The organism is Arthrobacter sp. IK3 (genome assembly GCF_051337705.1).
In the GTDB taxonomy this organism is placed as follows: Bacteria; Actinomycetota; Actinomycetes; order Actinomycetales; family Micrococcaceae; genus Arthrobacter_B; species Arthrobacter_B koreensis.
Window position 1 is genome coordinate 212,576 of sequence record NZ_JBPPSW010000006.1, and the last position, 23,610, is coordinate 236,185.

Here is a 23,610-nt window from a genome sequence, read left to right on the forward strand (position 1 = left end):
GGTTTAGCACTGGCCCATCCCGCCGGGCGGATTGTAGCCAAAGTTGGTGTGGATGCCCTTGATGTGCAGGCCGTTGTTGGACGCATTGGGTCCGGAGAGCTGGCGGTACCAGATCTCCCCGCTGCGGCGGACGATGTAGCAGCGGGTCTCGATGCTGTCTCCGATGTAGGCCCAGTGGTTGTTGAGGCAGCGTCCGTCACTGGTGTAGTTGGTGCCGTTGACAGGGTCCATGCAGGTGCGCCGGTCCCCGCTGGAGAGCTGGTTGCCCACAGTCAGGGTCCAGGTGGCAGGCGGCGGCTCGCTGCCGGTGCGCGCGGAGGCTTCCGCGATTCCGCCGGCGGTCCCCTGCGAGTTCAGTACCCGCACCCGGATGCTCACCGTCTGGTTGTACCCGTCACCGACATCGCGGCTGCCGGAGACGCCAACGTTCTCCCACCCGCCGCCGTTGACCGAGATCTGGACCTGCGCGACGTCGTGCGCGTTCTGGTTGGGCGGGGCCCAGGACAGCCTGGCAGTGCGGCTTCCCTGCCCGCCGTCGGAGCCCGACGCCGACGGCGTTCCAGGGCTGCCGAAGACCTTCACGCCGGCGGACGCAGCGGAGGCGGCGCTGTCGTAGGAGGAGCCGTCGGAATTCACGACGGCGGTCAGCCTCGCGGTGATCGTGGCACCGTTGCTGAAGCCTGTGATTTCCTGGCCGCTGCTCACCATCATGGAACGGCCGTCGCTGAAGCTTGCCCGGTAGCTGATTTCCTCCGCCCGCGCGCCGTTGCGTGCGCCCTGGGCCAGCGGAGTGAAGGTGATGGTGACGGCCCGCCCTTCGGCTCCGGTGCGCGAAGCTGCCAGTACGGGCGCCGCAGGCGCATCCGGAGCTCCGACGGCGCGGCGCGGCGCGGAGGTTGGGCCCCACTCGCTCCAGCCCGCCTTGTTGTAGGCGCGGGCGGAGTACGAATAGTTCTGCTCGGAGTTGTCCACCCGGACCGTCATATTGGACGCAGCGCCGGCCTCCAGGGTCCGCACCAGGGTTGAGCCGCGGTACTCCCGCAGCTCATAGGCGGTAACGTCTGCTCCATTCGGATCAGAATCGGCCCAGTCAACGGTGAGCTGGCTCTGCACGCCCACCGAATTGGCCTTGGCCGTGGTGGGTGTTCCGGGAGCGGATGGCACACCGGCGGGAACCTCAGGGGAAGAGTATTCGCTGAACCCTGACGGCTCGGGGGCCGCGTTGCGTGCCTGGACCCGCACGCGGTAGCTGGTGCCGTTGGCCAGGCCCGTCCACGTGGTGCGGGTCATGGATGCAGGAACGGTTTTCTGGGCGGTGCCCCCGGGCGGAGCCGGAGAGATCTGCAGGTCGTAGCTCTCGATGGGAGAGCCGTCGTTTGCCGGTGCGCTCCAGGAGATGTCCAGCTGCCGGTCACCGAACGCCAGGACCGGAGGAGCCGGTTGGGCGGGCTGGGTATCCGGCCGGGCGGCCGCCGACTGCGGGGACGGGTCCGAGGTGCCGTTGGCGTTTGTTGCCGTTACGGCAAAGGTGTACTCAACGTTGTTCGTCAGCCCGGCCAGCGTGCAGGTGGTGGCCGGGCAGTCCTGGCTGAAACCGCTGCTCCCGGTGACCGTGTATCCGGTGATGGGTGAACCGTTCGATGCCGGCGGGTCCCAGGAAAGGACAACGGTGCGGCTGCGAGTGCTCTCCACTACCGGCGTGGACGGCGAGTCAGGCCGTCCCTGCACTGAAAGCCGGATCTGCGCGGAAGCCTGCCGGTCTGCCTGCCGGGTCTTGTCTTCCACCCGGTACTGCACGCTCATGCTTCCCACGAAGTCCGGGTTGGGAGTAACCACGATCGAGTCGCCGCTGATCTGCGCTGTGCCGTTGCCGTCTGCTGTCGCCTCCAGGATCCGCAGCGGCGTTTCCGGGAAGGGATTGTCGTCATTGGCCAGGACATCCACCGTGACTGGCTTGCCCTGCACGGCGTCGTCCACTGAATCATCCGCGGCAACCGGCAGCGGACGGGTGGAGGCGAGCACCGTCAGGTCAACGCGTCCGGGTACCGGGTCGCTGCGTCCGTCCGTAACGGTCACGGCAAGCTGGCCCACTGTCCCGACGGCGGCACTGTCGGCAGCGGCGACCTCCAGGATGGTGCCCGAAAGGCTCGCTTCGAAACCTTCCGGAACCGGACCGGCCAGGGCGAACTCGAGGCGGTCGGCGTCCTCCGGGTTAGGGTCTGACGCGAGCGGTGCCAGGTCCAGCCGCACCGAGTCCTCGCCCTTGGCCGCTTCCAGCGACCCGGGGTTCATCACCGGCGGGAGGTTCTGCTCCGGCAGCGGAATCACGTTGATCAGGACGGTGAGCGTGGCCTTGAGGCCCTCCGGATCGTCCGGACCGGAGCCGTCCGTCACCTCGAAGGTCATCGCCCCCAGCCCGGCGTAATCCTCGTCCGCCGTGTAGGCGAGCGTGTCCTCGTCCGCCACCCACGTGTCCCGGTTGGAGGAGCCAATAGCGCTGACCTTGGCGGTCTCGGTAATGCGGGGCGTCCTGCCCTCACGCACCTCAACCAGGTCACCCAGTTCGAGGTCAAGGGTGTCCCCCGCCTGCACCTCCTGGACCGCGGAGCTGCGCAGGGTCGGATACTGCGCGCTCAGGCCCGGTACCCAAACCACCGCCGTTGCCGTGCCGCCGTCCATGTCCTGCACCGTGTAGGGGATGGCCTGCGCTTCTTCCGTCAGCTGCACCCGTACTTTGTCCGCAACCACCGAGGCGGTGGTGCGGAGCGGGTCCACTGACACTTCAAGGTCCTCGGCAACGCCGTCGGGGTCCTCGTCATTCTCAAGCACCGCCACATCAACCGCGGTGCGGCCCCGGATCTCGGCGACCTCCACCCGGTCATCGCGGGCGATCGGGGCCAGCAGTTCAGCGTTGGGGTCCGAGACAACGGCAACATTGCCGTTCGCGGATCCACCGCGGTTGTCCTTTACGGCGTAGCGGACGTTGTAGGTTCCGGGTTCATCCGGCACGGTAAAGCGGACCCGGGGCCCGTCGGCGCGGGCGTCCATGGACGGTTCCTGGGCGCTCACGCCGTCAGGGTCCAGCGAGATCGGATCGCCGTCGGGGTCTGAGTCGTTGGCGAGGACCGGAACGGCCACCTCGCGTCCCGGACGCACGGTAACGGCGTCGTTCACCGCCACCGGCTTCTGATTGGCTTCCGCCGCCGGCGCAATTCCCACCCGCACGGTTCCGGAGTTCACCAGGCCCAGGCGGTCCCGCACGGTGTAGGTAAACGAATCGGTTCCGCGGCCGGATGCGGAGGCGGTGTAGTCGATGTAGTCGGGGCCCGGAACTGCGGCACCGAGTGCCGGGGCTGCCGCGATGCCGTCCAGGTAGACCGAGTCGCCGTCGGCGTCGAGCCCGTTGAGCGGCACCGGTATCCGCACGGTGGTCCCGGCAATCGCCCGGCCCTCCAGGTTGCGGGGAACCGGCGGGGTGTTCTTCTCGTCATCCCGCGGCAGGATGTTGATGCGCACCTGGGCCGAGTCGCTCTGGCCGCTGGAGTCGCGCACCTCATAGATCGCGTAAACGGTCTTGGCCGTGTCACCGGCAACGAAGCGCAGGATGTTTTCGGAGACAAACAGCTGGCCGTCTGCGGGGTCCACGTCCTGCGGAAGTACCGGGTTGAGGGTGAGCTCATCACCGGTGGGCGAAGTGTCGTTTTCAAGGACAGGGATATCCACCACGTCACCCACACGGACGGTGGCGGTGTCAGCGGACGCGGCGGGCGGGAGCAGCGTTTCCGGCGGCTCCACCGGAAGCACGCTCACCTCGCCGCTGGCGCTGGCCGAACCGTTGGACACCGTGTAGCGGATGACACCCTGCTCCTGCATGCCGCGCACATCATGGATCTGCAGGATGTTGTGGTCCAGCACCTCTACGTCCAGCGGTGAACTGGCCCCGGTGCTGACGGACTGGACTACCAGCACCCCGCCAGTGGGATCCGTGTCATTGCCCAGAACGTCAACGAGCACGCTTCCGCCCCGGGGCAGCAGCGCAACGTCGCGGACGGCCACGGGCGCGCCCTGCCTGCCGGATTCCTGGGCATCCACGCGGATCAGGCCGGCAGCACTCTGCGGGCCGTTGGTCACCAGGTACTCCAGGTAATAGGTCGACGCCGCCGCGGGCGTGAAGGAAACTGCGCCCGTCTCATAGTTCGGCACCAGTGCGGAGCCGTCTTCCTGCTCCTGTTCCACCCGGGCAAGGCTGAGCTGGCCGCCGGCAGGATCCAGGTCATTCTGCAGCGGGTACAGGGTGACGGCCTCTCCGACGGTTGCCGTGAAGTGGTCGAAGTTCGTCACCGGCGGAAGCACACCGGCGGGGCGGACGTCGAAAGTGATGGTTCCGGTGGCTGTTTCAGTACCGTCCGAAATGGTGACGGCAACGTCCTTGACGCCCTGCGTCTTGCCAATGTCCCGGAAGGTCAGCAGGCCGTCGGAGCGGGTGCGCACCTGGTCGCCGTCGGCGGTTGGTTCCGCGGCGAGCAGCACCAGGTCATCCCCGTCCGGGTCCATCCAGTCATTCAGGATGTTCTGGCTGACGGATTTGCCCTGCTCCACCAGGATCCGGGTGGAGCGCCTGGGCTCGGGCGGAGCGTTCTCCCCCGCGCCGCGGACCTGCACGGTAGCCGTGGCCGAGGCAGTGCCGCCCCGTCCGTCGCTGACTTCGTATGTGAACGTGCTCGTCCCGGAGGCGTCGGCTGGCACCACAATCTGCAGGCCGGCGCCGTTGTAGATTTCCTGGACCACGCCGGCGGCGGGCTGTTCACCCGTCAGCCTGACGGTCAGCAGGTCCCCGTCAGGATCGGTGTCATTGTCCAGGACGTTCAGGATGGTGGTCCGGCCCGCCCGCACGCCGAAGCGGTCATCGGAGGCGACCGGCGGCCGGTTCTCCCCGGTACGGTCCGGGAGGGTGTTCACCGGGTTCTCGCTGGCGGATTCCTCTTCGTCGTCGCTGGAATCCTGCTTGGGCGGGATCACGTCTCCCCAGTTGTCCACCAGCTGCATGTTTTCGAGGACCAGCCACACGTTGCCGCCGTTGACGTCATTGAGGACCACAACGGAGCGGTTGACCCGGAACACCAGGTCCGAGGAAGCGCCGATTCCGGGGATCTCCTCGCGGAGGTTGTCCGCTTCCTGCTCGCAGTTGCGCACGTAGGTTCCGGCGCCGGCCCAGGCAGCGTGGACGCAGCCGTCCACCATCACCGGCGGAGCAGGTGTCCCGGACCCCTCGATTTCGGTGACCGTTGCCTCGGAACCGTTCAGCGGCTGCTCAATGAGCGCAGTGGCGGTGGCCAGCGCAACAACGTCCGCCTCGGGACCTGAGTCCTGCAGCTGCGCACCGCGGGTGTCATCAAACTCCACGGTGCGTCCCCCGGGCAACACCAGGGTTCCCGATTCGGCGTCGAACGCCACCGGCCTGCTGCCCACGGCAGCCACCTGGACGTCGCCGAATCCCTTGAGCTCCTCGGCTTCGGTGACGGACGGCTCGCCGTAGCTTCCGTCAGCGGCAACCTGGTAGCTGTAGATGCGGCCGCCGCGCGGGTCGGCAATCACGGCCGCGCCCTCGGGCGAAACGTCCGCGGCGGCTCCCGGCGCATTCTGCACGGCGGGCTCCAGCTCCGTGTCGCTGAAGAAAGGAAGGGAACCGGTGCTGGTCAGCCACACGTTTCCTGCCGCCGGGTCGGTCACGGCGACGGCGTTTCCGCCCTGGCTGAGCACGGCCGACGCCGGGAGCTGGACTTCGGTGCCGCGGGCCACGTTGGCCACGTCCACCGGGGAGATCTTGGACTGGTCCGTGTTGGAGTGGAAAACGGTGCTCTCGTGCTGCGTCACGTTGAAGCGGTCGCTGTTGGCCGCGTACGCGCCGTCGAGCATTCGGGAAGGATAGTTGAGGTGGCCCACCATGCCCTGGGTCTGGTTGGTGACCCAGACGCCGCCGTCGTTGAGATCCACGTCCGCACGGGCGAAACCGGGGTACAGGATGGCCGTCGCCACCAGTGCTCCCGCGGCTGCCACAGCCGCGCCGGCCGAGATGGCTTTGCGGTGCGCACGCAGACGCGCGGGCACAGCCCCCCTCAATGCTGACACGTGGTTCCCCCTGTTGCGATCCCCAAAAGCCGTGCCGGTTCTCCGCGCCTTGTTGATGCGGTGTCCAATCGCTGGGCGGCAGAACGCAGGCAGACGGACTTAGTGTCGCATATTGCTAAGGTTCCTGCCCAAAAAAGTCAGGGGTGTGGAGTTCTCCGGGGATCGCTCCGGCTGCACGCGTGGATCCCTGACCCGGACTCCGCCTGCCGGACTAGTCCAGGACCAGGCCGGGGCCGGTGCCCCGGGCGAGCGTCACCGGGTGGATCTCCCCGAAACCGCGCACGTTGCGCGGGGAATGCGGAATGAGGATGAACCGTTCGTTGTTGCGCAGCGCCGCCGCCGTCGAGGCATCGGTCAGGACCGTTCCGGGCTCCGCGAGGGAGGTCAGGCGGGAAGCCAGGTTCACGGTGGGCCCGTAAATGTCGCCAAGCCGGGACAGGACGCGTCCCCACACCATGGCTACGCGGGCGGAGGGCAGCAGTTCATCCTCCGTGAACGCCTTGGCCAGGGCCAGCGAAATCTCGGCTCCCGCTTCCGGAGTCTCCGCATTGAACAGGACTTCGTCACCGATGGTCTTCACCAGCCGGCCGCCGCCTACCGAGATGATCTCGGAGCACTTGTGCTCGAAACGCTGCACCATCTGTGCCAGCGTTTTCTCATTCATCTGCCGGGAGAGGCTCGTGTAGGAAACCAGGTCGGCAAAGCCAACGGCGCGTGCCAGCGGCAGCGGATTGTCATCCGTTTCCCCTTCATGGCTCGCAAGGCCGGCCTCGGCCCGCAGCGCGAGCCGCTGGATGGCAGCATTCAGCTGCCGCTTCCAGGCATAGACCAGCGTCTTTTCCAGCGGTTCAACCAGGTCCGGCAGGGCAGCAACCAGCCGCTTGCGCGCCTCGGCGTCCGTGATCCCGCGCTGGACCACCATTTCCTCGACCAGCGCTTCGATCTGCCACACCACCATGCGGTCCGTCATTTGGCCGATGGACCGCATGATCGAGATCGCGGCTTCCTCGGTCAGCCGTTCCTCGCGGACCAGCTCGATCACGGTGCTGAGCGCGTCCTTGTCCGCCTCCGTGAAGAACACGGCGTCGTCGTCGAGGTTCGGGAAACCCATGGCGCGCCAGAGCTTGCGGGCGGAGAGCAGGGACACGCCTGCCCCTGCGGCGGCCTCGCGCCGCTTGAGTGTCCGGGGGCCGCCGATCAGCTGCGCTTCGAGCCGCCGGACATCCTCGCGGTCAATCGAACCGGAAGATCCCGGAATTGCGGGCTTATCCGGCAGGGGGACTGCGTTCATCGACAGTGTCAGCGGCTCGGGCTCGGCGGCACCATCCGGTGCGTCCTGGCCCTGCTCACTCATCGCTGCTCCATTCGTCGTCGTAGACCGCGCTTCCTTCAATATCTACACCATCGAACATTACGGTCATTGGCAGCTCTTCTATGGTGGCCAACACAATCGACTTAAACCGGTGCACTTCCGGAACCGACGGATAGTCAATGACCCTCCCCCTGCCCAGATCCACGCGCAGGGTTCCGGCGCGCTGCATGCGTTGCAGTATCCCCTGCCTGGCTTCCAGCTGGTAGATGGAGGCCAGCGGAAGGTCGTGTTCGCGCCGCCTCAGCACTCCGCGGCGGTGGATCATCCTGCGGTTGGTCAGCACATACCGTGCAGCGTTCCAGCGCAGCACGGCCGGGACGCAGAAACGCAGCAGGATCAAGAGCACCAGAATGGCGACGGCGGGAGCCAGCACCGGCGTCCATTCCGCCAGTGACGCGGGTACCGAGTCCCGCCCGAGGTAACCGAGAGCGAAACCGCCAGCAGCGCAGGACAGCACGGCAAGGAGCACAGGACCGGCCAGCGGACCCGCGTGCGGCCGTGCGGATACGATCACCTGCTCGCCGGGCTCCAGCCTCATCCGCACCGGAATCCGGGGAGTCGAAGTTTGGTCATGCCTGCGCGGGCCTCAGGTGAACCACGTCGGCGGCCGTGACGGTCTGCCGTTTTCCGGTCTCCGCGTCCACCACAACGAGCCCGCCGTGGGCGTCCAGGTCCACCGCGCGGCCGGTCAGCTCACCTCCGCCGGGCAGCTCAGCGCGGACGTGCTGGCCGAGGGTGGTCATGCGTGCGGCTACCAGGTCCCGCAGGCTCCCGCCGCCGGGCCAGGCGGCCAGCGCATTGCCGTCGACGGCGCAGAAGGCACGGTAATCCCCGGCCAGCTGCAGCAGGTAGTCCTGCAGCAGGATGTTCCGGTCTGTGGTGGAGGAGTACTCCATCAGCAGGCTCGTGGCGGTGGGAACCGGCTGGTCCTCGTCCGTTAGTGAGACGTTCAGACCCGTGCCAACGACGACGGCGGGCGGATTGCCGGAGCTTTCCGGAACGAGCTGGGCCAGGACCCCGGCGAGTTTCCGTCCGTCAACCAGGACATCGTTGGGCCATTTGAGGCGGGGCTCGACGCCGGTGCGGGCTGCCACGCTCTTGGTCAGCGACAGCGCTGCAAGCAGGGACAACCACCCGTAGGACTGGGTGGGCAGCGGCCGCCCGGCAGGGTTGACCGGGCGCAGCAGCACACTGACAAACAGCGAGGAACGTTCCGGCGCCTGCCAGGAACGTCCCAGCCGCCCGCGGCCCGCGGTCTGCAGCTCGGCAGTCAGCACGGACAAGTCCGGGTACTCGGAAGGCACCAGCCGCGCGGAGTCCGCCAGGTCCGTATTGGTGGATCCGGTTTCGGCGACGACGTCCAGGCGGGCCAGCGGACCCGCAGGTGCTACAAGGCTGGCCTGGAGGCGCTCCGGTTCCAGGGGCGGGCGCTCCATGCTGGAGTAGTGCAGGTGCATGTTCCCGATCTTACGCGCCGCCTCCCCCGCTCCCCGGTGGACCCGCTGACCTCCCCACGGTTAGAGGAAGAAATCGGCCATCAGCTTGTCTTCGGGTGCACCCAGGCTGTACTTCGTGAAGTCAGTAGTGCCTTCCTGCCGGAGCACCTCTTCATCCGTGTAGAAGTTGCCGGTTGCCTCGCGGCCCGGACGGGTGAGGATCGCGTGGGCTGCGTCTGCCATGATGTCCGCGCTGCGGGAAACCTGTGCCAGCTCGGATCCACCGGGCATGTTGCGGATCGCGGCGGTGTCGATCGAAGTGCACGGCCACAGCGAGTTCACGCCGATGCCATCCTTCCTGAGTTCCTCTGCCAGGCCCAGGGTGGTCAGCGACATGCCGTACTTGGCCATTGTGTAGGCGAGGTAGCTTCCGGCCCACTTGGGGTCCAGGTTCAGCGGCGGGGAAAGGGTAAGGATGTGCCCGTTGTCCGATTCGCGCAGGGCCGGCAGCGCTGTCTTGGACAGGAGGAACGTGCCTCGGGCGTTGATGTCCTGCATCAGGTCATAGCTTTTCATCGTGACGTCGTCGGTGTTGCGCAGGTCGATCGCGGATGCATTGTTCAGCACGATGTCGATGCCGCCGAAATGCTCCGCCGTGGCCGCTACGGCCCCGGCAACGTCCTCGTCGCGGCGCACGTCGCCGATGATCGGCAGGGCCTTGCCGCCGGCGGCTTCGAGCTGTTCGGCCGCCGTGTAGACAGTGCCTTCCAGCTTCGGGTGCGGTTCAGCAGTCTTGGCGAGCATCGCAATGTTGGCGCCGTCGGCAGCGGCGCGGAGGGCAATTGCCAGGCCGATCCCCCGGCTTCCGCCGGACATGAGGATGGTGCGGCCGGCCAGCGAACGCGGGGAAGAGGATGCTGTGTTCGAAGTCATACGGACAGGGTAATGCACCTGCGTCGAAAATGTTACTGGCCAGTAACATGCGGCTCCCGGTCGACGCGCAGTCCCGGAGGCGCGCCGGCAGCGGCAGTCGGCTGCCAAACCGCCGGGCGCTTTCAGGTAGGCCAAGGCACGCAGACACAAATTGTAGGTTTCCTACACCCTGCCCGCGTGTGGGTGCTCACTAGACTGGGTGAATCGCCCGCACGCTTGTAAGAAACCTACTGAACCGCCGTGCGGCCCTCGGGGTGGCGATCCACCTGCCGCCCGCCAGACCCAGCACCGGAGAGTAAATGAGCCTCGACCAGGACATCGATCTGCAGACGACCGCCGGGAAAATCGCCGACTTCCGGCGCCGCCAGGCACAGGCGCTGGTGCCCTCCGGCGAAGCGGCAGTTGCCAAGCAGCACGCCCGCGGCAAGCACACAGCCCGCGAGCGCATCGATCTTCTCCTGGACGAAGGCTCGTTTGTTGAGTTCGACGCCCTCGCCGTCCACCGCTCCACCGCGTTCGGGATGGAGAAGAAGAAGCCGCTCGGCGACGGCCTGGTCTCCGGCTACGGCACCGTGGACGGACGCACGGTTGCGGTCTACAGCCAGGACTTCACCGTCTACGGCGGCTCCCTGAGCCAGGTCAACGGTGAGAAAATCGTCAAGGTCCAGGAATTCGCGCTGCGCAACGGCTGCCCCGTCGTCGGCATCCTCGACGGCGGCGGAGCCCGCATCCAGGAGGGTGTTGCCTCCCTGGCGATGTTCGCCGATATCTTCCGCAACAATGTCCACGCGTCCGGCGTCGTTCCCCAGATCTCCCTGATCATGGGCCCCTCCGCCGGCGGTGCCGCGTATTCCCCCGCCCTCACCGACTACGTGGTGATGGTGGACAAGACCTCCCACATGTTCATCACCGGCCCGGACGTCATCAAGACCGTCACCGGTGAGGACGTGGACATGGAAACCCTCGGCGGCGCCCGGCAGCACAACGCCACCACGGGCACCTCCACCTACCTCGCCTCCGATGAGGAAGACGCCGTGGACTTCGTCCGCGAACTGCTGGACTTCCTGCCCAGCAACAACCTCGCCGAAGCCCCGCTGGTCCCGTTTGACCAGGACCCGGAAACCAACGACGGCGACCTGGCTCTGGACGCACTCATCCCGGACTCCGCCAACCAGCCCTACGACATGCGCACCGTGATCGAGCAGGTGGTGGATGACGGGCATTTCCTGGAGATGCAGGCCCTCTACGCACCGAACGTCATCATCGGCTATGGCCGGCTGGAAGGGCACACTGTTGGCATCGTGGCCAACCAGCCCATGCAGTTCGCCGGAACCCTGGACATTGCCGCCTCGGAGAAGGCAGCCAGGTTTGTCCGCAACTGCGACGCGTTCAACATCCCCATCCTCACCTTCGTGGACGTGCCCGGCTTCCTGCCCGGCAAGGACCAGGAATTCAACGGCATCATCCGCCGCGGCGCCAAGCTGCTCTACGCCTACGCCGAGGCCACAGTTCCCAAGCTGACCGTGATCACCCGCAAGGCGTACGGCGGGGCGTACATCGTCATGGGGTCCAAGAAGCTCGGCGCGGACCTGAACCTGGCCTGGCCCACCGCCCAGATCGGCGTGATGGGAGCCCAGGGAGCGGTGAACATCCTGTACCGCAGCCAGCTCGCCGCCGCCGCTGCCGAAGGACGCGACGTCGAAGAAGTCCGGCAGGACTACATCACCGCCTATGAAGAGGAACTGCTCAACCCGTACCAGTCCGCTGAACTCGGCTACGTGGACGCCGTCATTGCACCGTCCGAAACCCGGCTGCAGCTCATCCGCGGACTGCGGGCACTGCGCGAAAAGCGCGCGGCCCTGCCGCACAAGAAGCACGGAAACATTCCGCTGTGAGCGTCTTTGATTCCGGCTCCGAAGCCGCGGGCCCGGCCGTACCCGCCGAGCCGTTCCTGCAGGTTGTCTGCGGCAACCCGACGGAGGAGGAGCTGGCGGCCCTTACCGCCGTCGTTATTGGCCTGGGGGCCGCTTCCCCCGAGGCGGACCTGTCCTCTGGAACACTCCCGGAGAAGGACCCCGCGCGCACCCGCAGGGCGTGGACCCGGCGCCGTGCGCTGAGCCTTCAGCCCACGCCAGGGCCGGGCTCGTGGCGGCGCAGCTACCGCTGACACGCTACGCTCGGACGTGTGACTGAACAGACAACCTCATCAGATAACCTGTCCAACGCCGGTTCGCGCACCCCCACTGCGATTGACGCCGTCGCCGAAGCTTTCACGCAGAATCTGCTCACCCTGGATCCGTCATTTGCCACCACGCTGGGCATTCCGGGCCACGAAACCGAGTACGCCGACTACTCCCCCGCCGGCCTTGAATCCATGGCCGAGGCAATGCGGGAGACCCTCGAGCGCCTTGAGGACCTGCAGCCGGTGGACGACGTGGACCGCGTCACCCTGGACGCCATGCGTGAGCGCCTGGGCCTGGCGCTGGAGATCCACGAATCCGGCTGGGACCTGGCAGACCTGAACAACATCGCTTCCCCGGCGCAGGACATCCGTGCCATTTTCGACCTCATGCCCACGAACTCCGTGGAAGCCTGGGAACACATCTCCGGCCGCCTGCACAACGTTCCCGACGCCGTCGCCGGGTACATTACCTCGCTGCGCCACGGGGCCGAGCAGGACCGGGTAGCTGCCCGCCGGCAGGTCAAGATCGTCATGGAGCAGGCGTCGAAGTACGCCGACGACGGCGGATTCTTCGATTCCTTCACCTCCGGTGCCGCACTTCCGGACGGGGCTGCGCTGCCTGAGCAGCTGCAGGCGGCCCTGAAGGAGAATTCCGACGCCGCCCGCGCCGCCTACCGCTCGCTGGTCAGCTTCCTCGAAACCGAACTGCTGCCCTCGGCCCCGGAAAAGGACGCCGTGGGAGCAGAGCGCTACGCACTGTTCTCCCGCCAGTTCCTCGGCTCCGCCGTTGACCTGGAAGAAACCTATGCCTGGGGCGTGGCCGAACTGGACCGCATCATCGCGGAGCAGGAGAAGGTGGCCAACCAGATCAAGGAAGGCGCCTCAGTCCGCGAGGCAATGGACCTGCTCGACGCCGACCCGGAGCGCCAGCTGCACGGCACCGCCGAGCTGCAGGCCTGGATGCAGGAACTCTCCGACCGCGCCGTCAGCGAGCTCTCCGAAACGCACTTCGAGATCACCGGCCCCATGCGCCGGCTCGAGTGCATGATTGCGCCGACCAACGAGGGCGGCATTTACTACACCGGCCCGTCGGAGGACTTCTCCCGCCCCGGCCGCATGTGGTGGTCCGTCCCCGAAGGCGAAGACACCTTCACCACGTGGAAGGAGACCACCACCGTCTACCACGAGGGCGTTCCGGGCCACCACCTGCAGATCGCCACGGCAACCGCCGCCAGCGACACCCTCAACAGCTGGCGCCGCAACGTCTGCTGGGTCTCCGGACACGGCGAGGGCTGGGCACTGTACGCCGAGCGCCTGATGGAGGAACTGGGCTACCTCTCCGATCCCGGAGACCGGATGGGCATGCTTGATGCCCAGCGCATGCGCGCCGCCCGCGTGGTCTTCGACATCGGCGTCCACCTCGAGCTTGAGGTCCCCGAGCGCTGGGGAACCGGCACCTGGACTCCGGAGAAGGGCTACGACTTCCTGAAGCAGAACATCGCCATCTCCGAAGGCCAGCTGAACTTCGAGTTCACCCGGTACCTCGGCTGGCCGGGGCAGGCACCGGCCTACAAGCTGGGACAGCGCCTCTGGGAGCAGATCCGTGACGAAGTGCGCACCCGCGAGGGCGACGCCTACGACGCGCGGACCTTCCACACCCGGGCACTGCGCCTGGGCTCGGTAGGCCTGGACACCCTGCGCCGGGCCCTGCTGGAAAACTAGAGCTAACCCCCTTTTGGACGCCCGGCCGGTTTCCGGCCGGGCGTCCCTGTTCTCCGGGTGTTTCTGCAGTCGTCTCCCCTGCTGCCCAGGTGTTTCTGCCGGGTGCGTGTTTCTGCTGCCCAGCACGCCGGGAGCGCTCCGGACGGGCGGGGGCAAGGATGGGACAATCGTCACAGCGGGGCGGGGAATAAGAAGTCCACTTCGGCGGGTCCGCGCCACAGAACGGCTCGCACGCGCATTCTTCCAAGGGTGCCCCCTTTGCGGCCGCGTAACATTTCGCAATACCGAAACGGCTCTGATAAAGGATCACGTCTAGCATCGAACGGTGACATCACCCCAGACCTCCCCACAGTCCCCCGCCGCAGCCGAGACCCGGCGCCGGCTTCCGCGCTGGGCCACCTCCTTCGGCCCGCAGATTATCGCAGCCCTGCTGGTCGGCCTCGGCCTGGGCCTGCTGGCCAAGAACATGGGCACCGTTGACGGCGAGCCCAACTGGCTCACCACCACGCTGTCCACCATCGGCTCGAGCTACGTCTCGCTGCTGAAGGCCGCCGTCGTACCCCTCATCTTCACCGCCGTCGTCAGCTCCATCGCCAACCTGCGCCAGGTATCCAATGCCGCGCGCCTGGCCTGGCAGACACTGCTGTGGTTCGCCATCACCGCCCTGATCGCCGTCGCGATCGGCATTGCGCTCGGCGTGATCATGCAGCCCGGCGCCAACGCCGATGCCACCGCCCCGGACGGATACGACGGCGGCACCGGCAGCTGGATCGGTTTCCTCACCGGCCTGATCCCGGGCAACTTCCTGGGCCTGACCGCCTCCACCTCGGAGACGCTCACCACCTCGCTGAACTTCAACGTGCTTCAGGTCCTGGTCATCGCGATCGCCGTCGGCATCGCCGCCCTGAAGGTCGGCAAGCCTGCCGCGCCGTTCCTGGCACTGAATGCCTCCGCCCTGGCCGTCATCCAGAAGGTCCTGTGGTGGATCATCCGCCTGGCTCCGCTGGGTACCGTCGGCCTGATCGGCCGTGCCGTAGCCACCTACGGCTGGGACACCATCGGCTCCCTGGGTACGTTCACCCTCGCCATCTACGTGGGCCTGGCCATCGTCCTGTTCGTGGTGTACCCCGTGCTGATCAAGTCCCACGGCCTCTCGGTCCGCCAGTGGTTCTCCGGCGCATGGCCGGCAATCCAGCTGGCGTTCGTTTCCCGTTCCTCCGTGGGCACGCTCCCGCTGACCCAGCGCGTGACCGAGCGCAACCTCGGTGTACCCCGGGCCTACGCATCCTTCGCCGTACCGCTGGGTGCCACTACCAAGATGGACGGCTGCGCCGCAATCTACCCGGCCATTTCCGCGATCTTCGTGGCACAGTTCTTCGGCATTGACCTGAGCATCGGCCAGTACCTGCTCATCGCCGTCGTCGCCGTCCTGGGTTCCGCGGCAACTGCCGGAACCACCGGCGCCGTCGTCATGCTGACGCTCACCCTGTCCACCCTGGGACTGCCGCTCGAAGGCGTTGCCCTGCTGCTCGCCGTCGACCCCATCCTAGACATGGGCCGCACCGCCGTGAACGTTGCCGGACAGACCGTGGTCCCCACCATCGTTGCCAAGCGCAATGGAATGCTGCAGCCGGAGCTCTACGACGCAGAGCGCAACGGTGATCCCTTCGCCGACGATTCGGTTGAATCGGACACATTTGAGACGGATGCGGCAGAACTTCCGTCACAGGAGAGCACTTCCGCTTCATCCGCTACCGTGGAGGCGGCGAACAGGGGGTAAGGTTTTCCTGCTCGCACTTCTCCGAGAACGGCCGTCCCACTGCGGGGACGGCCGTTCTTCGTTTGCCCACTAGGCTGGGAAGCGTGACTGAACTGATTCTTGCCTCCGCTTCCCCGGCCCGCACCAAGCTTCTGGCCAACGCCGGCATTGCCCACCGCGTGCTGGTTTCCGACGTCGACGAAGACGCCGTGACGGCCCGCTACGGACTCACCGACCCGCACGATACCGCGCTCCTGCTCGCCCGTGCCAAGGCCGAGGCCGTGGCGTCGCTGCCCGAGTCCGAGGGCGCACTGGTGCTCGGCTGCGACTCGGTCTTCGAGTTCCAGGGCGAGGCGCACGGCAAGCCGTGGGAGGCCGACGTCGCCCGCGAACGAATCCGGCGGATGAGCGGAAACGTTGGGGTGCTGCATACCGGCCACTGGCTGGTCGACTGCCGCGACACCGAGGAGGACGGCTCCGGCGCCACCCTCGGCTCTGTCAGTTCCGCGGAGGTGCACTTCGCGAAGCTGCTCGACGACGAAATTGAGGCCTACGTCGCCACCGGCGAACCACTGCAGGTTGCCGGGTCCTTCACGATCGACTCTCTTGGCGGTGCCTTCATCGAAAAGGTCGTCGGGGATCCGCATGCCGTTGTGGGTCTTTCCGTCTCGACGCTGCGCCATCTGCTGGCCAGCGCCGGTGTTGGCGTGACCTCGTTCTGGCGGTAGCCCTCGCAGGGTCAGCAGCTGCGGGGCCGCGGGGCTGCGGGGCTGCGGGGCTCGCAGCCTAGCTGCCGCGCGGCCCGGGACAGCCGGCGGCGGGTTGCGGCACGTTGTGCCGTGCCAGCCGGCCGCGGGTTGCGGCACGTTGTGCCGCGCGTGGCCGTGCCGGCCGTGCCTCCGGGCATCATCCTGTGGTGCAATGAAGTCGCTTTGGGCCTCTCCGTACGTCCTGTGGCGGGATGTGGTTCCTTCGACCGCTGAAGAGGGACAATAGCGCGACACAGGATGCATCGGCGTTGAGCCAAAGGACGCTGTCGCGACACAGGATTTTGTCCGCTCCTACTGATTACGCCGCTATTGCCCCACATGATGGGCTATTCGGAACCTCATTCCCCAAGCCCGGCGCCTGGAGTCCATCCGCCCAGCTTCAGCCCGCGAACAACCTTTCCCGCCACCCATTCGGGCCCCCTGTGCATATCCAGAGCAGAGACCTTCACCTGATGCCATTGGAGCTCGCTGACCAGCAGATCCCGGTTGTGGTCACGGAGCTGCTGTTGCCGCATCAGGTGGTGCTCGCCGTCGTACTCAACGCAGGTGCGGAACTCCGGACAGCCAAGGTCGGACCATAAGACCGGCCTCCCTTCGGCATCCAGGAGCGGAAGGTTTGGGTGAAATGTGGGGAGCCCGGCTTCGCGCAGCAACAAGCGCAGATGAGTCTCGGGCACCGAGTCCACTCCCACCCGAACCAAATCTACCGCTGCGCGCGCATTCCTGATATGTGGAACCCAGCGTGCACCGTCCACGTAACTCCTCAGGACTTCGAACCGAACCACGGCCCGGCGCACTTGACCGTAGCTTCGTCCATGCTCGCTGACCAGCCAGTCGCCCGCGGCCACGAGGTCCGGCAACGCAAGCATGCCCGCCAAGTCAATGAAGGTCCGAACGGGAGACGTGGCACGGACGCCCTCCGATGGAAGGACAATCTCCGATTCGGCCAGATTCAGCCGGTGGCATCGCACGTGCCGTCGACTGGTAGCGGCAGCAGCCCGGGCACGCGCCAGATGCAGCACCGGCTCCCGCCGGAACGACGCCGGCAGGGGAATCCCATGAAGCCGGGCCGCCGTCGTATGGCTGAGCACGGCATCCGGCAGCAGCTGCAGGTACGGCCGGGCGCGGGCCGCGAGATCCCCGGCATCGCCGTCGGCTGCACGGGGAACCCGGATTCCCCGGCTGGGAATCCGCAGGTCAGAGGCGCGGAGCCTGCCCCTGGTGAGCCCCGCCCGCTGCGCATCAGCGGCAAGGAACGGGTCAGAGAACGACGGCGGAAGGGGCTTCGGCGTGCGCATCCACCAGTTCTACCGGCTGGTCCGCACAGCCGCCCGGGATATCCACAGATCCAAACGGGTCGCCACACCACGACACCATTTGTAGGGTCCCCACAACTAAAGCTGCCGCCCCACGCAGAAACAGCACGGTTTATGGCGGGACACCACAAAAGCGCGCTACGCTCCCAAGAGATCAAAGGAGCCAGTGCATTTCATGAGCCAGAACACCCCCGCCCCGCTGGGCAAGGTCCTGATTGCCAACCGCGGTGAGATCGCCGTCCGGATCATCCGGGCCGCCCGCGACGAAGGTATCGGCACGGTCGCCGTTTATGCCGACCCGGACAGGGACGCACTCCACGTCCGGCTGGCCGACGAGGCCTACGCCCTGGACGGCAGCACCGCCGCAGATTCCTACCTGGACATGGACAAGGTCCTCGCCGCTGCCACGCGTGCCGGCGCCGACGCCGTCCACCCCGGGTACGGCTTCCTCTCCGAGAACGCGGAGTTCGCCCGCCGCGTGATCGACGCCGGACTCACCTGGATCGGCCCCTCCCCAGAGGCCATTGAGCAGCTTGGAGACAAGGTGCGCGCACGCCACCTGGCCGCGAAGGTAGGGGCACCCCTGGTTCCGGGCACCTCGGATCCGGTGTCCAGCGCCGATGAAGTCCTGGCCTTCGCATCCGAACACGGACTCCCAGTGGCCATCAAGGCAGCATTCGGCGGCGGCGGACGAGGCATCAAGGTTGCCCGCATGCTGGAGGAAATCCCCGAACTGTATGACTCGGCCGTCCGTGAAGCCACCGCAGCATTCGGCCGCGGCGAGTGCTTCATCGAACGGTTCCTGGATTCTCCCCGCCACGTTGAAACCCAGTGCCTGGCTGATGCGCACGGCAACGTCGTCGTCGTTTCCACCCGCGACTGCTCGCTGCAGCGCCGCAACCAGAAACTCGTTGAAGAGGCTCCGGCGCCGTTCCTCACCGAGGAGCAGACCCGGCGGCTCTACGAATCCTCCAAGGCCCTGCTGCGCGAAGCCGGCTACCAGGGCGCCGGAACGTGCGAGTTCCTGGTCGGGACCGACGGCACCATCTCCTTCCTGGAGGTGAACACCCGCCTGCAGGTTGAGCACCCGGTCTCCGAGGAGGTCACCGGGTTGGACCTGGTCCGTGAGCAGTTCCGCATTGCCCGGGGCGAAGAGCTCGGCTACGGCGATCCCGAGGTCCGCGGGCACTCGATCGAGTTCCGGATCAACGGCGAGGACGCCGGCCGCGGATTCATGCCCTCCCCCGGCACGGTCGAGTCCCTGCGCCTGCCCACCGGCCCCGGCGTCCGCGTCGACTCCGGCATCGAAGCGGGCGAAACCGTCGGCGGCAACTTCGACTCAATGCTGGCGAAGCTGATCGTCACCGGCGCCACCCGCACCCAGGCCCTGCAGCGGGCGCGCCGCGCCCTGCAGGAATTCGAGATCACCGGCCTGCCGACCGTCCTCCCCTTCCACGCCGCCGTCGTCGCGGATCCCGCGTTCGCGCCGGAAGAGGGACCGTTCAGCGTGCATACCCGCTGGATTGAGACGGAATTCGACAACACCATCGCACCGTTCAGCGGATACCCCGCAGGCGGGAACGACGACGACGCCTCCCGCCAGCGCCTCACGGTCGAGGTGGGCGGCAAACGGCTTGAGGTTGTCCTGCCCGCCGGCATGGCCCAGATGGCCGGGAAGGGCGGTGCTGCTGCCAACGGCAAGCAGCGCAAGGGCCGCTCACGGTCCGCCACGGCGGCTGCAACCGGCAATGACCTGACGTCCCCCATGCAGGGAACCATCGTGAAGGTGGCAGTCGAGGATGGCGCCCAGGTTGCCGAGGGGGACCTGATCGTGGTGCTCGAGGCCATGAAGATGGAACAGCCGCTCACCGCGCACAAGTCAGGAACCGTCAGCGGCCTCTCGGCAGCCCCCGGAGCCACGGTGACCGCCGGCGCGGTCATCGCCACCATCCTGGACTAGGTCCTAGCCGGCCGGCACAGCACAAGAGGCCCGGATCCACACGGATCCGGGCCTCTTGGCGTTCCAGCAGGCGAACTAGCTGGAGTGGTTTACGTAATCCACGTCCTTGGTTTCGCGGGTAACCCACAGGGCGATGAAGGTCAGGACCGCCATGGAGGACAGGTAGACGCCTACCAGCCACGGGCTGCCGTCAGCTGCCTGCCACAGGGCCACGGCGATGAACGGGGCAACAGCGGCGCCCAGGATCGAGGAGACGTTGTAGGCGATCGCGGAGCCTGTGTAACGGACGTTGGTCGGGAACAGCTCAGGCAGTACCGCGCCCATCGGACCGAAGGTCAGGCCCATCAGCGTGAAGCCGATGATCAGCAGCGCCATGGTGCCCACGAACCCGCCGCCGAACAGCGGATCGAACGCGAAGCCGAAGGCGAAGATCGCTGCGGTGACCCAGAGCAGGGTCTTGCGGCGGCCGTGCTTTTCGGCCAGCGGACCGGCAACCATGGTGAAGATACCGAAGAACACGACGCCGACGATCAGCATGATCAGGAAGTCATTGCGCGCGTAGCCCAGTCCGGAGGCGAATGAATCCGGATCGAAGGCCTTGCCGGCGGCTTCTGCCTTCGCAGCGGCTTCTGCCTCGGTCTTCGCGGCGGTGCCGTAGGACAGCGTGAAGGTGGTCATCAGGTAGAAGAGCACGTACGTGGCCAGCATGATGAAGGTGCCGGCAATCATCGGGCGCCAGGAGAACTTGAACGCAGCGGCCAGGGGCAGCTTGCTCACTTCACCGGAGTCGACAACCTTCTGGAAGGCCGGGGTTTCCACCAGCTTCAGGCGGACGTACAGGCCAATGATGACCATGACGGCGCTGGCCAGGAACGGGATGCGCCATCCCCAGGACATGAAGGCTTCCTCGGAGAGGTTGAAGCTCAGGATCAGGAACAGGCCGTTGGCCAGGATGAAGCCGATCGGAGCGCCCAGCTGCGGGAACGTGCCGTAGATCGCGCGCTTATTGGCGGGGGCGTTCTCGGTGGCCAGCAGCGCCGCGCCTGACCACTCGCCGCCGAGGGCCAGGCCCTGGGCGAAGCGCATGACAACCAGCAGTGCCGGTGCCCAGAAGGTCCAGCCGGGCATGTCGGCGCTCGGCAGGCAGCCGATGAGGAACGTGGCGATACCCATGGTGAGCAGGGAGGCCACCAGGGTGCCCTTACGGCCCACCTTGTCGCCGAAGTGCCCAAAGACGATGGATCCAAGCGGACGCGCGATGAATGCCACGCCAAACACGGCAAAGGAACTCAGCAGCGCGGTAACGCCCTCTGCGTTTGGGAAGAAGAGGATCGGGAAGACCAGTACTGCGGCCGTCGCGTAGACATAGAAGTCATAGAACTCAATGGAGGTTCCGACCAGCGACGCTACGATCACGCGACCGCGTGAGTTTGCGGGTGCCTTTTCGGTTTCGGCACTTGGTGTGTTTGTTGACATGGCAAGTCTTTCGGGTGCGGATGGAAAGTAGGATTATCGTAGAACCCCGCGTCCGCCATTCGGACATTGGTCCACATTGTGGACGTAACGTTGGACAAACCCTTATTTAATGCGTCGGAATGCAGGTCTCACGCGACGCGTTCCGCCGGGACACCCCCTTTCCCATCCCCCGCGAGATAGCAGAAACTGCCCGTATCAGGACTGATACGGGCAGTTTCTGTAATCTCGATGTGCGGAGCCGGGAACCGCTAGATGTGTACGTGCAGCCTGCGCGCAGCTTCGGAGATGGAGCCGGTCAGGGACGGGTACACCGTGAAGGTGTTGGCTACGTCGTCCACGTGCAGCTTCTGGGTGACCGCCAGGGCGATCGGGAAAATCAGCTCAGAGGCGCGGGGACCGACGACGACGCCGCCGATCACCGTTCCGGAACCCTTTCGGGCAATGATCTTCACGAAGCCTTCCTTGACGTCCATCATCTTGGCCCGAGCATTGGTGTGCAGCGAAAGTTTGATGACGTCGCCCTGGTAGCGGCCGGCGTCGACGTCGGCTTCCGAGACACCCACGGAAGCGATCTCCGGGGAGGTGAAGATGTTCGAGGCCACGTGCTTGAGTTTCAGCGGCTTCACGCTGTCCCCCATCAGGTGAGCAATGGCGATGCGTCCCTGCATGGCTGCCACGGACGCCAGGTTGAACACTCCAGTGCAGTCACCGGCGGCGTAGACGTTCGGGGCCGTGGTGCGGGAAACGCCGTCGACCTTGATCTGTCCGTATTCGTCCAGGGCGATCCCGGCTTCCTCGAGCCCGATGTCTTGGGTGTTGGGGATGGCTCCGACGGCCACGAGGCAGTGCGACCCCTCGACCGTGCGTCCGTCGGAGAGGGTGACGAGCACGCCCTCGCCGGTGTTCTTCACGGAGTCTGCGCGGGACCGGGACAGCACTGTCATGCCGCGGGCCTGGAACACGTCCTCCAGCACCCGGGCGGCGTCGGCGTCCTCACCGGGCAGCACGCGGTCGCGGCTGGAGATCAGCGTGACGCGGGAACCCAGGCCGTTGTACGCCGAGGCAAACTCGGCACCGGTGACACCGGAGCCGATCACGATCAGGTGCTCGGGAACTTCGGTGAGGTTGTAGATCTGCTTCCAGGTGAAGATCCGCTCGCCGTCCGGCATGGAGGTTTCCAGCTCGCGCGGGTTGGCGCCGGTGCAGAGCAGCAGGGCTTCGGCTTCGACCGTGGTCACGGTGCCGTCGTCGGCGGTCACTTCGATGGTGTGGTTGTCCAGCAGGCGGCCGTTGCCGATCACCACGTTCACGCCCATGCGCTCCAGCGTGCGCCGGATGTCGCTGGACTGCTCGCGGGCCAGCGCAAGGAGGCGGTGGTTGACCATCTTCAGGTCCGCTGCCACCGGCTTCGAGTCACCGAAGTCCACGCCCAGGCCGGAAGCCGCGTTCAAACGCGTCATCACGTCGGCGGTGGCGATGAGGGTCTTGGAGGGAACGACGTCGGTGAGGACGGCTGAGCCGCCCAGGCCGTTGCGCTCAACGATGGTGACGTCCGCCCCCAGCGATGCCGCCACCATGGCGGCTTCATATCCACCGGGGCCGCCGCCGAGGATCGCGATTTTTCGGGCTGTGAAATCTAGTTGGCTCGTCACAACTGTCCATTCTGTCGCATCGGGGGATGCCGCTCAAACGGGACCGGTACCGCAGGCAGGAGCAGTGCCGTCCAACACACGGTAAGTTGTACGGGTGAGCAACGACGAACCCTTTGAACTTGCCCGGCACGCCGCAGCGTACATTGCCGAGAAAACCGGCGTACCCAGCCATGACATCGCCCTGGTCCTGGGCAGCGGATGGGGTGAGGCAGCCGAACTGATCGGCGAAACCACCGCCACCATCCCGGCGTCGGAAATCCCCGGATTCTCCGCCCCCGCAGTGCAGGGCCATGTTGGAACCATCCGTTCCATCCTGACCCCCAGCGGAAAGCGCGCGCTGGTCCTGGGAGCCCGCACCCACTACTACGAGGGCAAGGGCGTCCGCGCCGTAGTCCACGGCGTACGCACCGCGGCTGCCGCCGGCGCCAAGGTGATGGTGCTGACCAACGGCTGCGGCGGGCTGAACCTGGACTGGAAGCCCGGCACCCCCGTGCTGATCAGCGACCACCTGAACCTGACGGCCACCTCACCGCTGGAAGGTGCCACGTTCGTGGACCTGACGGACCTCTACTCTCCGCGCCTGCGCGAACTGGCACACACCATTGACCCGACCCTGGCCGAGGGCGTCTACGCCCAGTTCCCCGGCCCGCACTACGAGACCCCTGCCGAGGTCCGCTACGCCAAGACCATCGGCGCAGACCTCGTTGGCATGTCCACCGCACTGGAAGCCATTGCGGCCCGCCACGCCGGCATGGAGGTGTTCGGCATCAGCCTGGTCACCAACCTCGCCGCCGGCATCAGCCCGCAGCCGCTCAGCCACCAGGAAGTGCTGGAGGCAGGAGCCGAAGCGGGTCCGCGCATCTCCCGGCTGCTGGCCGGAATCATCGGCGCCCTCTAGCCAGA

General features: G+C 66.6%; 15 protein-coding genes. 7 read left to right on the forward strand and 8 right to left on the reverse strand.

Features of this window, described 5'->3' with window-relative positions; genetic code table 11:
• Nucleotides 1-3: 3 nt before the first annotated feature.
• From ACSLGO_RS10155 to ACSLGO_RS10175, 5 genes are all read right to left on the reverse strand, one after another.
• Nucleotides 4-6,108: an Ig-like domain-containing protein gene (locus ACSLGO_RS10155; RefSeq protein WP_436401038.1), complete on the reverse strand. Its 6,105-nt coding sequence runs from the start codon at nucleotides 6,106-6,108 to the stop codon at nucleotides 4-6.
• Between the two features lie 232 nt (nucleotides 6,109-6,340).
• Complete coding sequence (locus tag ACSLGO_RS10160) at nucleotides 6,341-7,483, reverse strand: adenylate/guanylate cyclase domain-containing protein (RefSeq protein ID WP_091606482.1); 1,143 nt, start codon at nucleotides 7,481-7,483, stop codon at nucleotides 6,341-6,343.
• Nucleotides 7,476-8,039: a PH domain-containing protein gene (locus ACSLGO_RS10165; RefSeq protein ID WP_263128640.1), complete on the reverse strand. Its 564-nt coding sequence runs from the start codon at nucleotides 8,037-8,039 to the stop codon at nucleotides 7,476-7,478. Before ACSLGO_RS10165 ends, ACSLGO_RS10160 begins: the two co-directional genes overlap by 8 nt.
• Nucleotides 8,040-8,070: 31 nt before the next feature.
• Nucleotides 8,071-8,958, reverse strand: coding sequence for a biotin--[acetyl-CoA-carboxylase] ligase (locus ACSLGO_RS10170; RefSeq protein WP_419242286.1), 888 nt, complete (start codon nucleotides 8,956-8,958; stop codon nucleotides 8,071-8,073).
• A 60-nt stretch (nucleotides 8,959-9,018) separates the two neighbouring features.
• Nucleotides 9,019-9,870 carry an SDR family oxidoreductase gene (locus ACSLGO_RS10175; RefSeq protein WP_152275175.1) on the reverse strand — a complete coding sequence of 284 codons (852 nt, stop codon included), beginning with the start codon at nucleotides 9,868-9,870 and terminating at the stop codon, nucleotides 9,019-9,021.
• 299 nt (nucleotides 9,871-10,169) lie between these two features.
• Between ACSLGO_RS10175 and ACSLGO_RS10180 the strand changes: the two genes are divergently transcribed.
• The 5 genes from ACSLGO_RS10180 to ACSLGO_RS10200 all read left to right on the forward strand — a co-directional run bounded on the left by ACSLGO_RS10180 (nucleotide 10,170) and on the right by ACSLGO_RS10200 (nucleotide 16,261).
• Nucleotides 10,170-11,765: an acyl-CoA carboxylase subunit beta gene (locus ACSLGO_RS10180; protein WP_091606494.1), complete on the forward strand. Its 1,596-nt coding sequence runs from the start codon at nucleotides 10,170-10,172 to the stop codon at nucleotides 11,763-11,765.
• A complete protein-coding gene (locus ACSLGO_RS10185; RefSeq protein ID WP_436401039.1) occupies nucleotides 11,762-12,037 on the forward strand; it encodes an acyl-CoA carboxylase subunit epsilon in 276 nt (91 codons plus the stop codon). Before ACSLGO_RS10180 ends, ACSLGO_RS10185 begins: the two co-directional genes overlap by 4 nt.
• A gap of 18 nt (nucleotides 12,038-12,055) precedes the next feature.
• Entirely contained in the window at nucleotides 12,056-13,774 is a 1,719-nt protein-coding gene (locus ACSLGO_RS10190; protein WP_436401040.1) for a DUF885 domain-containing protein, read from the forward strand.
• A gap of 325 nt (nucleotides 13,775-14,099) precedes the next feature.
• The gene (locus tag ACSLGO_RS10195) at nucleotides 14,100-15,554 is read left to right on the forward strand and encodes a dicarboxylate/amino acid:cation symporter (RefSeq protein WP_387005149.1); all 1,455 of its coding nucleotides are present in this window, start codon (nucleotides 14,100-14,102) and stop codon (nucleotides 15,552-15,554) included.
• Between the two features lie 83 nt (nucleotides 15,555-15,637).
• The gene (locus ACSLGO_RS10200) at nucleotides 15,638-16,261 is read left to right on the forward strand and encodes a Maf family protein (RefSeq protein WP_325786620.1); all 624 of its coding nucleotides are present in this window, start codon (nucleotides 15,638-15,640) and stop codon (nucleotides 16,259-16,261) included.
• A gap of 380 nt (nucleotides 16,262-16,641) precedes the next feature.
• Here the strand turns inward: ACSLGO_RS10200 and ACSLGO_RS10205 are convergent, their stop codons facing one another.
• Nucleotides 16,642-17,601, reverse strand: coding sequence for a hypothetical protein (locus ACSLGO_RS10205; RefSeq protein ID WP_436401041.1), 960 nt, complete (start codon nucleotides 17,599-17,601; stop codon nucleotides 16,642-16,644).
• 193 nt (nucleotides 17,602-17,794) lie between these two features.
• On the opposite strand from ACSLGO_RS10205, the gene ACSLGO_RS10210 reads away from it, so the two are divergent.
• On the forward strand, nucleotides 17,795-19,579 hold the full coding sequence (locus ACSLGO_RS10210; protein WP_436401042.1) for an acetyl/propionyl/methylcrotonyl-CoA carboxylase subunit alpha: 1,785 nt from the start codon (nucleotides 17,795-17,797) through the stop codon (nucleotides 19,577-19,579).
• 75 nt (nucleotides 19,580-19,654) lie between these two features.
• On the opposite strand, the gene ACSLGO_RS10215 is transcribed toward ACSLGO_RS10210, so the two are convergent.
• Nucleotides 19,655-21,055, reverse strand: a complete 1,401-nt coding sequence (locus ACSLGO_RS10215) for an MFS transporter (protein WP_436401043.1) — start codon at nucleotides 21,053-21,055, stop codon at nucleotides 19,655-19,657.
• Nucleotides 21,056-21,303: 248 nt separating this feature from the next.
• Complete coding sequence (locus ACSLGO_RS10220) at nucleotides 21,304-22,707, reverse strand: NAD(P)H-quinone dehydrogenase (protein WP_091606514.1); 1,404 nt, start codon at nucleotides 22,705-22,707, stop codon at nucleotides 21,304-21,306.
• 94 nt (nucleotides 22,708-22,801) lie between these two features.
• Between ACSLGO_RS10220 and ACSLGO_RS10225 the strand changes: the two genes are divergently transcribed.
• Nucleotides 22,802-23,605, forward strand: a complete 804-nt coding sequence (locus ACSLGO_RS10225; RefSeq protein ID WP_436401044.1) for a purine-nucleoside phosphorylase — start codon at nucleotides 22,802-22,804, stop codon at nucleotides 23,603-23,605.
• The last annotated feature ends 5 nt before the right edge of the window (nucleotides 23,606-23,610 follow it).